The following is a 13,331-nucleotide window of genomic DNA, read 5'->3' on the forward strand; positions in this document are numbered from 1 at the left end:
TGGAAATTTTCTTGATTTTAAAGGGAAGATTGCGGTAAAATTTCCCTTGTGCGTTAACGATGGCAACCATGGCGAATATGCGAAGGGGCGGACTACGATGAGACAAATGATCATACAAATTATTATCCTGATAGCGGTCCTGTTTATTTTACGGTTATTTAGAAGCTTCACGCCCAAAGCACGACGCCCCAAATTACATCCAGTCGACTGTTTGCCGCTGCTCAGCCTTTGGTTCATCTGGCAATTATCCCATACTTGGGCTGATCCCTGGTTTGCTGCGATCGTGTTTATCTGGATGCTGATTTCGATTGTCCTGACGTTGTGGTGGGGATTATCCAAGGGAGAGCTGCTTTGGAATAAATTTCTGCTTTTTTACTGGCGAATAACCGATCTTTTGTTGCTTTTAGCTTACCTGGCGACAATTGTTCGTGTCCTGATTAGGTAATGACTCATGTGAAATATTACACGTTACCCCAAACTTTCCCCGTTCAAACATGGTTTGAACGGTTTTTTTTTATTTTTTTTTAATTTGTGTCATTAATGTTTGGGGAGTTGTGGTAGAAAGTGGGGAGCTGTGGTAAACTTTAGTTAAAATAGCTGTATTAGGGGGTGAACCGGATGTTCATGGGTGAATTTGAGCATTCGATTGACACTAAGGGACGGCTAATTATTCCAGCCAAATTTCGTGATCAGTTAGGTGAAGAATTTGTGATTACCCGGGGTATGGACGGCTGCCTGTTTGGCTATCCAATGGCTCAATGGGCGATTATGCAAAAGCGCTTAAGTGCATTGCCATTGAACAAACGTGATGCGCGGGCTTTTGTGCGGTTCTTTTACTCGGCAGCGACGACGTGTTCACTTGATAAGCAGGGGCGGGTAAACCTGCCCCAGGCGTTGATCAAACATGCTGAGCTGGCAAAACAATGCGTTATTGTCGGGGTTTCAGACCGCTTTGAAATTTGGAGTCAGAAACGCTGGCAGGCCTTTGCTGAAAAAGCAGAGGAGAACTTTGACGATATCGCAGAGAACTTAATTGATTTTGATATGTAATTTGAGCATTAGATAAGGAGCAAAACTATGGCAGAGTTTCATCATCGCACAGTATTATTAAATGAGGCTGTCCGTGAACTCAACGTTCATCCAGATGGTACATATGTTGACTGTACGCTTGGTGGCGGCGGTCATACGCACAAGATCCTGACGGAACTAAAAACCGGTCACTTGTATTCATTTGATCAAGACGAAACCGCGATCGACTATAATCAAGAACAGTTAGCGGCTGATATCGAGGCTAAGCGATTGACTTTGATTCACGCGAACTTTAGGGATTTAAAACAGTCACTGGCAGATCAGCAAGTCGATCACGTCGATGGTATCTTGTATGATCTAGGCGTTTCATCCCCGCAATTTGACGATGCCGACCGGGGCTTCAGTTACCGGTATGACGCACCGCTAGACATGCGCATGGATCAAAGTGCGCCACTGACGGCACAAATTGTGGTCAACCAATGGTCCTACCAAGAACTGGTCCGCATCTTTTACCGGTACGGCGAAGAAAAGTTTGCCAAGTCAATTGCCAGACGGATCGAAGCCGCCCGTGAAAGGAAGCCCATTGAAACCACTGGTGAACTGGTGGAACTGATCAAAGAAGCGATTCCAGCAGCGGCTAGGCGCCATGGCGGCCACCCGGCGAAGAAGGTTTTTCAGGCCATCCGAATCGCGGTCAACGATGAGCTTTCAGCACTTGAAACATCTCTGGAACAAGCCTTGACGCTACTGAATCCTGGGGGTCGGATTTGCGTCATTACGTTCCAGTCTTTGGAGGATCGGTTAGTCAAAACCATGTTTAAGGAAAAGAGCAGTTTACCCGACTTACCGGCTGGATTACCAGTGATTCCGGATAATCTGCAGCCAGATTTTAAACTGGTCACGCGTAAGCCAATTGTACCTAACGAAGAAGAGTTAGTCGAAAATCATCGTGCGCACAGTGCTAAATTACGCGTAATCGAACAAAAATGACGCAATTATAAGTTAATATTTTAAGGGATAGGATGATGATTAAGTATGGCTCAAAATAACTTAGCAACTCAATATCAACCGCAAACACTTCCTAAACAGCCTCAAGTTCCATTACATAGACCTTCAAAACAGGCTGTCAGTGTTCCTAAAGAGTTGCCGGTTTCCAGATTTGAAAAGTGTTTGCTCACAGTAGGGGGCGTACTGATAGTTGGTATGATGCTGTGGCTGGTGAGCACTCAAATTGGGGTTTCAACATCGCAGCAGCATTTGCAGGATGTGAATACGCAGATTGCGAGTTTCGAAAACAAAAATACGAATGATCGGCAAACCATCAATGAATTGCTGAACCGCTCCAGATTGGAGAAAGTTGCTAAAGCAAACGGTATGACACTTTCGAATAGTAAAGTAAGGAATGTGAATAAATGAAACAATCACCTAAACGAACGGTGACTAGCAAACAAGTGCGACGCAATCAGCGGGTTTTTGGACGAACCCTGCTGGTGATCTTTACCCTCGCACTGGTGCTATTCATTGGTCGTTTTTCTTATATCGCCATTGGTAAAAATGTCGAACACGTCAATTTAAGTACTCAGGCAAAGAAATTATATACCGCTAATCATACACTAAAAGCGCAAAGAGGGACGATCTACGATGCTTCCAGTCAGCCAATTGCTGAAGATACTAGCACTTATTCACTCTATGCGGTTTTAGATAAAAATCAGCGGACCATCGCGGGTAAACCGATGTATGTGACCAATAAAACTAAGGCTGCCCGGGTACTTTCAAAGTATTTACCGATCAGTGATAAAAAAGCGTTGGCTTACCTAACGCCCAGTAACAAGAAGACCTTTCAGGTTGAATTTGGTGCTGCGGGGCAAAATATTTCATTAACGACGAAGAAGAAAATTGATCAGGCGCACATTCACGGGTTAACGTTTGTGCAACGGCAAGCACGGCTGTATCCTAACGGGGTGTTTGCTTCTCACTTGATCGGTAACGTCACCGCCACAGCTAAGGGGCAATTAGTCGGCACGATGGGTATTGAAGGTGCCGATAATGATTTATTAAGGGGTGTCGATGGCTTTAAGAAGGTCAGTCAGGATAATAATGGTTATCAGATTCCGGGTTCTAACCAAAAGGCCCGCAAACCACGCAATGGTGATAATGTGTATACCACCCTCGATAGTCGGCTGCAGACCTTGCTAGAGACCCAAATGTCTGCTTTACAGGACAAGACGCATTCGAAGACCCTAAACGCGGTACTGATGAATGCTAAAACCGGTGCCATTGTGGCAGCTACTCAGCGGCCAACCTTTGATCCGCAAACGGGTAAGGGACTAAATTCAGTTTGGCGCAATACGTTGATTCAAGACTCCTATGAGCCTGGTTCAACCATGAAAGTCTTCACGATAGCAGCTTCGATTGACAGCGGCAACTACAATGGAAATGCCACTTATCAATCTGGTCGCTATGAAGTTGGCGGCCGGACAGTGCCTGACTGGAATCCAGGTGGCTGGGGGACGATCACCTATAACAAAGGGTTTGCCCTTTCAAGTAACGTTGCCATGGCCCACTTGGAACAGCAGATGGGTGCCAAGACCTGGAAAAAATATATCAAACGATTTAAATTTTTACAGTCAACTCACTTTGGTCTACCTGGTGAGCAGAGTGGCAGCATTGCCTTTGATCAGACGATCAGCCAAGCCGACACAGCGTTTGGCCAAGGAATTCAGGTAACCGCAATTCAAATGATGCAGGGGTTATCTGCTATCGGGAATAATGGTAAAATGTTAAAGCCTTACTTAGTTCGTAAAGTTGTGGATCCGAATACTGGTAAAGTTGTTAAATCATATGGTAAGAAAGAAGTGGGACAGCCAATTTCTGCAGCGACTGCTAAGGCAGTTCGTGGGCACATGCAAGACGTTGTATATAAGAAATACGGGATCGGTTCTGACTACAAAATCAAGGGCATTAGAATTGCAGCTAAGACGGGTACTGCGCAAGTCAGCAACGGGAAATCGGGCTACTTAAACGGGGATGACAGCTATCTCTATTCAGTCGCCGGTATGGCGCCAGCTAAAAATCCCAAGTATATTATGTACATCACCATGAAACAGCCAGATCTACCGGGAACCGAAACCCCAACTCAGTTAATGGCGGACGTGTTTAAGCCCGTCATGAAGCGGGCCCTGCAAGAGGACACGTCAACGACGAACAATCAAGCAGCGGATAAAATGCTGTCATACGTTAACCGGTCAACGTCTGGTGCCAAAAATGACCTGACTTCAAAAGGGTATAAGGTCACGGTGATTGGTAATGGCAACCACGTTTTAAAGCAATCACCGCTTTCTGGACAGGTCGTTATGTCACATCAACGGGTGATTCTCATCACTAGTGGGACACCGAAGATGCCGGCGTTAACTGGCTGGTCATCCAGTGATGTTTTACGGTTAGGTCAGATGCTGGGCTTGAACGTTAAGACGGTTGGTAACGGGTTCGTTACAAAACAAAGTATTGCTGTCGGTAAACAAGTTAGCGAGTCTGACAAGCTAACGGTTCATTTAAAGTAACTCACTTCGTGGGTATAAGAGGAGAAAGTTATGAGTTCGGTTGTATCGTTTCTAATTAGTTTTATCTTTACTGCGGCGTTTATGCCCGCATTGATCCGTTATTTTCGCGCTAAGCATGAGGGCCAAATGATCCGTGAAGAGGGACCGTCATGGCACGAAAAAAAATCGGGGACGCCAACGATGGGCGGTTTAATGTTTATTCTGGCCATCATTATCGCAACGCTGATTGCTGGCTTGGTGTTTGGCCAGCTTGATCCGGTGGCGTTGATCTTATTGTTCATCCTGATCCTTTACGGGTTATTAGGCATGTGGGACGATTCGATCAAGCTGTTCCGGCGTCAAAATGAAGGGCTAAAGGCCTGGCAAAAATTACTGGGGCAGCTGATTGGCGGTGCCGTTTTCTTTGCGGTTTATCTGCATGAAGGCTTACCCTTACTGCTTAAGATTCCCGGCTTAGGGGCCGTTCATTTAGGCTTAGTCGGCTATTTCATCTTCATTTTATTCTGGTTGGTTGGTTTTTCTAACGCCGTTAATTTAACGGATGGTCTAGATGGACTGGTTGCCGGAGTGGGGTCGATTTCATTTATCACGTACGGCATTATTGCACTTCATCAGCACCAATATGATGTGGCCATGTTTTGTCTCGCCGTGGTCGGTGGTCTGTTGGCCTTCTTGATTTATAATCACAAGCCCGCTAAAATTTTTATGGGTGATATGGGTTCATTGGCATTAGGCGGTGCGTTGGCTGCCGTTTCGATCTTAGTTCACCATGAAGTTTCACTGCTGTGGATCGGTTTGATCTACGTGATCGAAACTGCCAGTGTGATCTTACAGGTGATCTCATTTAAGACGACCGGTAAACGGATCTTTTTGATGTCGCCGATTCATCATCATTTTGAAATGAAGGGCTGGAGCGAATGGCGAATCGACATTACGTTCTGGTGCATCAGTGCAGTAACGGCTATTACGGGAATTTGGGTCATGTGGTAGTTCTTTTTCATGCAGTAATAAAATACTAATAGGTGGCGGAAAAAGGTATGAAGCGTATCAAGGCGTATGAAGGAAAACGAGTTATGGTTGTTGGGTTAGCTAAGAGTGGTTTAAATGCAGCACGGCTGCTTAAAAAATTAGGTGCTGAAGTCACGGTCAGTGATCAGCAGCCCTTAGAGAAGAATTCAGAAGCACAGGAATTGCAGACTGAAGGCGGGTACACCATCTTAACGGGTGAACAGACCCCCTCTCAGCTTGACGCCGGTTTTGATCTGATGGTGAAAAATCCTGGGATACCTTACGACGTGCCGTTGATCAAGGCAGCCGTTGATCAAAAGCTGCCAATCATCACTGAAATTGAATTAGCCAGTGAGATCGCTGATGCTGAATTGATCGCTGTTACTGGCAGTAACGGTAAAACCACGACGACGACCATGATCACCAAGATGATGAATCAGGAACGTTCTGCCGGCAAGAGTGCTTATGCCGGCAACATTGGGGTACCTGCTTCCCAAGTGGCCCAAAAACTGACCGATCAAGATACGATGGTGATGGAAGTTTCCAGCTTTATGCTGTTGGGAACCACCCAATTTCACCCGCACATTGCCGTGTTAACGAATATTTTTGCCAATCACTTGGATTATCATAAGACCCGTGAAAACTACGTCAGAGCAAAGATGCGCATTACCCAAAACCAAACGGCTGACGACTATTTTGTGGTCAACTTTGATTCGGAAGAACTGGTTGGTTTGAGCAAGCAGTCTCACGCCAAAGTGGTCCCATTTTCACGGTTAGCCAAGACTAAAGACGGTGCTTATGAATTAGACGGCACGCTGTATTACAAGGAGGAACCCATTATGGCTGCGGAAGACGTTAAAGTCCCCGGCGACCATAATATTGAAAACGCCTTGGCAGCCATTGCCGTAGCTAAGATCGAGGGCCGTTCCAGCGAAGCCATCAAACACGTTTTGACGACTTTCAGCGGCGTTCGTCACCGGACCCAATACGTGCTGACCAGCGAAGGCCGTCAGTTCTATAACGATTCTAAAGCCACTGACATCGAAGCCACTGAAATGGCTCTGAAGGGCTTTAAAGCGCCCGTTGTGCTGTTGGCAGGGGGCTTGGACCGTGGCTATACCTTTGAGCGATTAGCACCATTCTTCAAGGAACACGTTAAGGCCATCGTTTTATTTGGTGAGACGAAGAACCTCTTGGCGGATGCCGCCAAAAAAGCCGGTATTAAGCAAATTAAATTTGTTGAAAACGCTGAAGCAGGTGTGCCGGTCGCTTACCAGTACAGTCAGCCCGGCGATATTATTTTACTGTCACCAGCCAATGCGAGCTGGGATCAATACCCGAACTTTGAAGTGCGCGGTGACCGGTTTATCAAAGCGGTTGAAGACTTGACTGGCAAAAAGGAGGAGGACTAATGCGGTTGATGGTTTCTGGCGGCGGTACGGGTGGTCATATCTACCCGGCACTAGCTGTCATCAATGAACTTAAGCGACAGGATCCGGATGCCGAGGTACTCTACGTGGGTTCTCACCGAGGAATTGAAAGTACGATCGTGCCAGATCTAGGCATTCCCTTTGAAGCGATGACCATCCAAGGATTTAAACGGTCCTTATCACTGGAAAATTTGAAGACGGTCTACCTGTTTTTAAAGAGCGTTCACCAGTCTAAAAAACTGGTCCGGTCGTTTAAACCGGACGTTGTTTTGGGCACCGGCGGCTACGTTTCTGGCGCCGTCTTGTATGCGGCGGCTAAACTGCACGTGCCAACGGTGATTCACGAACAAAACAGCGTGGTTGGGATGACTAACAAGTTTCTGAGCCGTTACGTAAACAAGATCGCCATTAACTTTGAGGATGCCAGAGCTCAATTTCCGGCTGACAAAGTGGTCATGACGGGTAATCCCAGAGCACAGGAAGTTGCTAACATTGAAAGTCACTTTAGTCTATCAACGTTTAAGTTAAAGGATGACGTACCAACGATTATGGTCGTTGGTGGTTCTCAAGGGGCGCTAAAGCTGAACCAAGTCATGGTTGAATCATTGAAAACGTTGGCTAAGAAGCCTTATCAGGTCGTTTTTGTGACCGGCCCTAAACGCTATGACGACGTGATGAAACAAGTCACTAAGATCGGTGCTGCTGATAACATCTCGATTCAGTCATACATTAATAACATGCCGGAAGTGCTGCCAAAGCTTGCGGGGGTAGTCGGCCGTTCCGGTGCGACGACCTTAGCGGAATTAACGGCTTTAGGCGTCCCTTCGATCCTGATTCCAAGTCCGTACGTGACGGCGAACCACCAGACCAAAAACGCGCTGAGCTTAGTCAACGCCAACGCGGCTTTGATGATCAAGGAAGCTGATTTGACCACCCAAACGCTGGTTTCAGCCATGGATGAACTGATGACTGATGACAGCAAGCGGGCTGCTATGGCTGCTGCGGCTAAGAAGCTTGGCAAACCCAAGGCAGCTACCGAAATGCTGGCATTGTTAAAAGAGGTCAGCCAGTCGTAATTTAGGAAGTGAGTGCAAGATGAGTTTTAAAATCAACCGTGACAAATCCAACCGCCACGTAGCGATGACACCATGGGAAAAATACCAGTCTGAGGAGCGTAAACGGACGGCTAAGAAGCCTAACCGGGTTCAGCGAATCGGTGCTAAATTACCACGGTTGAAGCATCAAAAAAATCGCCGTCTTGCACAGCGAATGGGCATTTTGATCGCGATCTTTGGGATCATTTTGGTCATATCGGGCTACTACGTGTCACCGTTAAGCCACATCGGCCGGATCAGTGTGCATGGCAATCAGGCACTGTCCAAGCAGCGGGTGATCAAACTCAGCGGCATTGACCGTGGTGATTCGATCTACCGGGTCGTGGGGAAAGAACAGCGGTTGAGTAAACGGGTGAAGCAGCAGACACCGCGAGTAAAGCACATCACCTTTTCGATTGCCCATTTCAATCAGCTGACGATTCGGGTAGTTGAATACCCCACGGCCGGCTTCGTGCCTGCTAACGGGTACTACCGAGTTGCGCTAGGCAGCGGGGTGATCTCTCATGAACGGCAAAAGCAGCCAACGGGGAGTTACCCGGTTTATGATAAGTTTAAATCCCACAAGCAGCTCTCCCAAATGATTCAGCAGTATGCTAAACTATCCAAAAAGATTCAAACTGGGATTTCGGAAATTCAGTTTTCACCAACCAAAGCGGATCCTGAGCGCATTCATTTATACATGAATGATGGCAATGAAGTGTATGCCACGATTTCGACGTTTGCCAGTAAAATGGCTTATTACCCAAGCATTGCGGCGAAGATGTCGCATAAAGGCATTGTCAATTTGGAGGTTGGCGCATACTCGTATTCATTTTAGGGTGAAAGGGGCAGCCAAATAAATCCAGTGTTGGTGAAAGCGTTTTAGAAATCGCCGTTTCATTGCGCAATCTAAGGGTAATAATGCCTTTTTTAACGAGTAGTGTTTGTGGTAAACTGGAGAGTAAAATAAGACTTTTTTTATGAGAATTCATCAAATCGAAATCAGAGGAGGTTCCTGCTACTATGGATACTTCAGGCATGTATGTAGGACTTGATATCGGAACTACCTCAATTAAAGTCATCGTGGCAGAATATTTAGAGGGACAACTGAACGTACTGGGCGTTGGTAACGAACGCGCAGCCGGTCTGAGCCGCGGCGTGATCGTGGATATTGATAAAGCGAGTGAAGCCATCAAACGGGCAGTGAAAGCTGCCGAAGAGAAAGCTAGCATTCAGATTCACGATGTGATTGTGGGTATTTCGGCAAATATGTTAAAAATTGAACCGGTAACGGGCATGATTGCCATTGGCGATCAGGCACGTGAAATTACCGATCAAGACGTTAGAGACGTCGCGGCGGCGGCCATCATTCAAAATTTACCGCCAGAACGCGAAATTATTAATCTGGTACCAGACGAATTTATCGTTGACGGTTTTGACGGGATCAAAGACCCCAGATCAATGGTGGGTGTTCGTCTGGAAATGAATGGCATGCTCTTTACTGGACCTAAAACAATCGTACATAACACTAGAAAAGCGGTTGAACAGGCTGGGTTGAACGCACAACTGGCAGTTGTCAGTCCAATCGCTCAAGGTTTAAGTATTTTGAGTGACGGGGAACAGGATTTTGGGACCATTCTGCTGGACTTAGGGGGCGGCCAAAGCACCGCGGCGGTGATTCATGATCACCGGCTGAAGTTTGCCGAAGTCGATCCTGAAGGCGGCGATTACATCACCAAAGACATCTCCGTCGTGCTGAACACGTCCATTGAGAATGCCGAAAAATTAAAGCGTAATTATGGGTATGCTGATTCATCACGGGCCTCAGAGGATAACCAGTTCCCCGTTGACGTTGTGGGTCAAAGCAGGCCAAGCGATATTTCAGAAAAGTATTTAGCTGAGATCATTGAAGCGCGCTTAATGCAGATCCTGGAGAAACTTAAGACGCAATTAACTGCCACCAACGCGCTATCCTTGCCTGGTGGTATTGTCTTGACGGGTGGCGTTGCTGCTCTTCCAGGCATTACTGATCTCGCTCAGGAGGTCTTCGACGTTCCGGTCAGAGTTTCAATACCTGATCAAATGGGACTGCGGCACCCTTCATTTACTCAGGCGTTATCACTGGTCAATTACCGTGGTCAAATGAGCGAAGTCGCACTGCTGGTTCAGTCGGCCTTAGCCGGCAACGACCAGTTAGTTTCGCAAATTGACTCACAGCCAGAACCGCAGCAGTCCGTTGAAGTGAGCGATTCACGTCATACTAAGCCTGCTCAAAGTCGTACGGATAAACCGAAAAAACAACGTGGACAGGGGATCAAAAAGTTCTTCACTGAATTCTTTGATTAACCCGATTACTGGAGGGATTTAAAAATGGAATTTTCGTTAGATTCAACACAAAACCGAGGAGCCAATATTAAAGTCATTGGCGTTGGTGGCGGTGGTGGCAACGCCGTTAACCGGATGATCACAGAAGACGTTAAGGGTGTCGAGTTTATTGTTGCCAACACTGATGTTCAAGCACTGGAAGCTTCGAAGGCTGAAACTAAAATTCAATTAGGACCGAAGCTGACACGTGGACTAGGTGCTGGATCTAATCCTGAGATCGGTTCTAAAGCAGCTCAAGAGAGTGAAGATCAGATCTCAGAAGCCCTGACTGGTGCTGATATGGTTTTCGTCACTGCTGGTATGGGCGGTGGTACTGGTAACGGTGCTGCGCCTGTCGTGGCAAAATTAGCCAAGGAACAGGGTGCACTGACCGTGGGTGTTGTTACCCGGCCATTTACGTTTGAAGGGCCTAAACGCTCCCGTTTTGCTGCTGAAGGTGTTGCAGCAATGAAGGAAAACGTGGATACCTTGATCGTCATCGCCAATAACCGGTTACTGGAAATCGTCGATAAGAAGACCCCAATGATGGAAGCCTTCCAAGAAGCCGATAACGTGCTTCGTCAAGGTGTTCAAGGGATTTCTGACTTAATTACCAGTCCCGGTTATGTCAACTTGGATTTTGCTGATGTGAAAACCGTCATGCAGGATCAAGGTGCCGCTTTAATGGGTGTCGGTTCTGCTAACGGTGAAAACCGGACGGAAGATGCCACTAAGAAGGCCATTTCATCACCATTGCTGGAAGTTTCCATTGATGGTGCTGAAACAGTGCTGCTAAACATTACTGGTGGCCCAGACCTGTCCTTATTTGAAGCACAGTCTGCCTCAGAGATTGTTTCTAAATCAGCTACTAGCGACGTTAACATTATCTTCGGGACCTCGATCGATGAAAATCTAGGTGATGAAGTCCGGGTGACCGTCATTGCCACTGGTATCGACAAGAAGAAACACGAGACCGCTACTCGGACGGCACGTCGGTTAGCTGATGGCGCCACCCCCGTTAATAATTCACACCGGGTTGACCATGATAATCAAATGGACAGCTTTAACGCCAGTCAAAGTGGTCAAAAACCATCATCATCAACCGAACCGCGTCGACCAGATGCCAGCGAATTCGACGGCGTCTCTAAACCCGACTTCAGCGTCTTTAACAACGATGACACTTCAAATAATGACACAGATAATGATACTAGTCTTGATACACCGCCATTCTTTAAGCACCGTCGCAAAAACGACTAGTGCCACTGCAACACATGGATAAATAGCGAAAGGAGCGTTTATCATGGGAAAATTTAGTATGAGTCGTTTTTTCGGCATGGATGATAATTACGAAGATGATGCTGAAGTATCCCCAGACACCCAGCAGCCAGTGGCTGATCAATCACTGGTACACAACCTTCATCCGCGGCGTGATGACAATAAAGTGGTCTCTTTGAACGCACCTCGTGCAGCAACGAACAGTAAAGCCAGCAAAATTGCTTTAGTTGAGCCGCGACTGTATTCGGACGTTCAAGACATTGCCAGTCAATTGCTTAAGCAGCAGGCTGTGATTGTTAATTTTAGTCGGATCGATGATGCTAACGCCCGCCGGATCATTGATTTTTTGACGGGAACGGTATTCGCTATTGACGGTGATATTGAACGAATCGGTGACGCAATCTTCTTATGTACACCCAAGAATTTTGAAATTACCGGAGATCTCTCAGCCACTTTAGGCGAGAAACTGAAGTAAGGAGTGAGTTTTTGGTCGCTTTTGTGACGTTTGTGTTTTGGTTATTGAGCCGGGCAATCGACTTGTACATCATGGCCATTGTGGTCTATGCGCTGTTGAGCTGGTTCCCAGGAGCGTATCAGACTAAGCTGGGACAATTACTAGGCGCCATTGTTGAACCGTTTCAGCGCTGGTTTAACTGGGCGTCGATCGGCATGATCGGTTTTGGGCCGGTAGTGGCGATCTTCGTTTTAGGAATTGTCCGCAGCGGTCTAGTATTTCTCGAACAAATTGTTTTTCGACTTATGGGCATGTAATTAGGAGGAGTTGACGTTGGCTGATCACATTGCACAGCATTTTCGAGCAGAAGAAGCACCGTTTATTGAAAGCGCGACGGGTTTCATTCAACAGGCCAGTGATGAATATCGGCCAATTTTGACCCATTTTTTGAATCCCAGACAGCAATACATTTTATCAACACTAGTCAATAGTGACGCCGAGCTGAAGCTGACCTTTCAAGGCGGCTATCCCGGCGCAGAAATGCAACGGGCGATGATTTATCCGAACTACGTTGCCCCCGCAGATCTGGACTTTGAAATCAACTTGTTTGAGATCGATTATCCCAGAAAGTTCACCCAACTTCAGCACGGTCAGATCTTAGGCTCCATCTTAGGTGCCGGAATTGATCGGGATGTTTTAGGTGATATTATTACTGACGGTGAGCGGTGGCAGTTCTTCATCACGGCGGATATGAGCCGCTACGTGAGTGCACAGGTTGACCGCATGGGTAAGATCAAGGTGCGGTTGAACCAAATGGAGCTGGCAGATCATATCGTGCCGCTTGATGCCTGGGAAGAAGAGAGCACGACATTGTCTTCCACACGACTTGATAACGTGGTGGCAACCGGTTTTCATCTCTCACGGCACCGCGCTAAAGAATTGATTGAAGCCGGCCGCATTCAATTGAATTGGAATGATTTTGAACGGCCAGATTACCAACTGGAACATCAAGATATTATTTCGGTTCGCGGTTTCGGCCGGGTACGGTTAACGAGTGTTAACGGCGTGACCAAAAAGGATAAGTTGAAAGTCACACTAGCAGTGCTGCATAAATAAT

14 protein-coding genes are annotated in these 13,331 nt (G+C 46.8%); all 14 read left to right on the forward strand.

What is annotated here, in order from left to right; translation table 11 throughout:
• Positions 1-97 precede the first annotated feature (97 nt).
• The 14 genes from CES79_RS09380 (at position 98) to CES79_RS09445 (ending at position 13,330) form a co-directional block, all read left to right on the forward strand.
• Positions 98-445: a DUF3397 family protein gene (locus tag CES79_RS09380; protein ID WP_133286378.1), complete on the forward strand. Its 348-nt coding sequence runs from the start codon at positions 98-100 to the stop codon at positions 443-445.
• A gap of 173 nt (positions 446-618) precedes the next feature.
• Positions 619-1,050 (forward strand): division/cell wall cluster transcriptional repressor MraZ, encoded by a 432-nt coding sequence (gene mraZ / locus CES79_RS09385; RefSeq protein ID WP_054654735.1) that lies wholly within the window; start codon positions 619-621, stop codon positions 1,048-1,050.
• 27 nt (positions 1,051-1,077) lie between these two features.
• Positions 1,078-2,019 (forward strand): 16S rRNA (cytosine(1402)-N(4))-methyltransferase RsmH, encoded by a 942-nt coding sequence (gene rsmH, locus CES79_RS09390; RefSeq protein WP_089137012.1) that lies wholly within the window; start codon positions 1,078-1,080, stop codon positions 2,017-2,019.
• Between the two features lie 45 nt (positions 2,020-2,064).
• Positions 2,065-2,445: a cell division protein FtsL gene (gene ftsL, locus CES79_RS09395; RefSeq protein ID WP_054654733.1), complete on the forward strand. Its 381-nt coding sequence runs from the start codon at positions 2,065-2,067 to the stop codon at positions 2,443-2,445.
• A complete protein-coding gene (locus CES79_RS09400) occupies positions 2,442-4,589 on the forward strand; it encodes a penicillin-binding transpeptidase domain-containing protein (protein ID WP_089137013.1) in 2,148 nt (715 codons plus the stop codon). The genes ftsL and CES79_RS09400 overlap by 4 nt, the downstream gene beginning before the upstream one ends.
• 30 nt (positions 4,590-4,619) lie before the next feature.
• The gene (gene mraY / locus CES79_RS09405) at positions 4,620-5,579 is read left to right on the forward strand and encodes a phospho-N-acetylmuramoyl-pentapeptide-transferase (protein ID WP_089137014.1); all 960 of its coding nucleotides are present in this window, start codon (positions 4,620-4,622) and stop codon (positions 5,577-5,579) included.
• 47 nt (positions 5,580-5,626) lie between these two features.
• Positions 5,627-7,009, forward strand: coding sequence for a UDP-N-acetylmuramoyl-L-alanine--D-glutamate ligase (gene murD / locus CES79_RS09410; protein WP_089137015.1), 1,383 nt, complete (start codon positions 5,627-5,629; stop codon positions 7,007-7,009).
• Positions 7,009-8,103: an undecaprenyldiphospho-muramoylpentapeptide beta-N-acetylglucosaminyltransferase gene (murG, locus tag CES79_RS09415; RefSeq protein WP_089137016.1), complete on the forward strand. Its 1,095-nt coding sequence runs from the start codon at positions 7,009-7,011 to the stop codon at positions 8,101-8,103. The genes murD and murG overlap by 1 nt, the downstream gene beginning before the upstream one ends.
• Positions 8,104-8,122: 19 nt before the next feature.
• The gene (locus CES79_RS09420) at positions 8,123-8,959 is read left to right on the forward strand and encodes a cell division protein FtsQ/DivIB (protein ID WP_089137017.1); all 837 of its coding nucleotides are present in this window, start codon (positions 8,123-8,125) and stop codon (positions 8,957-8,959) included.
• Between the two features lie 185 nt (positions 8,960-9,144).
• Entirely contained in the window at positions 9,145-10,467 is a 1,323-nt protein-coding gene (gene ftsA, locus CES79_RS09425) for a cell division protein FtsA (RefSeq protein ID WP_089137018.1), read from the forward strand.
• A 24-nt stretch (positions 10,468-10,491) separates the two neighbouring features.
• Positions 10,492-11,742 carry a cell division protein FtsZ gene (gene ftsZ, locus CES79_RS09430; protein WP_054654729.1) on the forward strand — a complete coding sequence of 417 codons (1,251 nt, stop codon included), beginning with the start codon at positions 10,492-10,494 and terminating at the stop codon, positions 11,740-11,742.
• A 40-nt stretch (positions 11,743-11,782) separates the two neighbouring features.
• The gene (locus tag CES79_RS09435) at positions 11,783-12,235 is read left to right on the forward strand and encodes a cell division protein SepF (protein WP_191983079.1); all 453 of its coding nucleotides are present in this window, start codon (positions 11,783-11,785) and stop codon (positions 12,233-12,235) included.
• A gap of 11 nt (positions 12,236-12,246) precedes the next feature.
• Positions 12,247-12,531: a YggT family protein gene (locus CES79_RS09440; protein ID WP_191983077.1), complete on the forward strand. Its 285-nt coding sequence runs from the start codon at positions 12,247-12,249 to the stop codon at positions 12,529-12,531.
• 16 nt (positions 12,532-12,547) lie between these two features.
• Positions 12,548-13,330, forward strand: a complete 783-nt coding sequence (locus CES79_RS09445) for a YlmH family RNA-binding protein (protein WP_089137020.1) — start codon at positions 12,548-12,550, stop codon at positions 13,328-13,330.
• Position 13,331 lies beyond the last annotated feature (1 nt).

It is taken from the genome of Secundilactobacillus silagei JCM 19001, from assembly GCF_002217945.1.
Taxonomy (GTDB): Bacteria; Bacillota; Bacilli; order Lactobacillales; family Lactobacillaceae; genus Secundilactobacillus; species Secundilactobacillus silagei.

Excerpts from the sequence above, each read along its gene's own strand:
- CES79_RS09400 (WP_089137013.1), top strand. The coding sequence starts at position 2,442 with ATGAAACAATCACCTAAACGAACGGTGACTAGCAAACAAGTGCGACGC.
- CES79_RS09380 (WP_133286378.1), top strand. The coding sequence starts at position 98 with ATGAGACAAATGATCATACAAATTATTATCCTGATAGCGGTCCTGTTT.
- ftsA (WP_089137018.1), top strand. The coding sequence starts at position 9,145 with ATGGATACTTCAGGCATGTATGTAGGACTTGATATCGGAACTACCTCA.
- ftsZ (WP_054654729.1), top strand. The coding sequence starts at position 10,492 with ATGGAATTTTCGTTAGATTCAACACAAAACCGAGGAGCCAATATTAAA.
- ftsL (WP_054654733.1), top strand. The coding sequence starts at position 2,065 with ATGGCTCAAAATAACTTAGCAACTCAATATCAACCGCAAACACTTCCT.
- murG (WP_089137016.1), top strand. The coding sequence starts at position 7,009 with ATGCGGTTGATGGTTTCTGGCGGCGGTACGGGTGGTCATATCTACCCG.
- rsmH (WP_089137012.1), top strand. The coding sequence starts at position 1,078 with ATGGCAGAGTTTCATCATCGCACAGTATTATTAAATGAGGCTGTCCGT.
- mraY (WP_089137014.1), top strand. The coding sequence starts at position 4,620 with ATGAGTTCGGTTGTATCGTTTCTAATTAGTTTTATCTTTACTGCGGCG.
- CES79_RS09420 (WP_089137017.1), top strand. The coding sequence starts at position 8,123 with ATGAGTTTTAAAATCAACCGTGACAAATCCAACCGCCACGTAGCGATG.
- mraZ (WP_054654735.1), top strand. The coding sequence starts at position 619 with ATGTTCATGGGTGAATTTGAGCATTCGATTGACACTAAGGGACGGCTA.
- murD (WP_089137015.1), top strand. The coding sequence starts at position 5,627 with ATGAAGCGTATCAAGGCGTATGAAGGAAAACGAGTTATGGTTGTTGGG.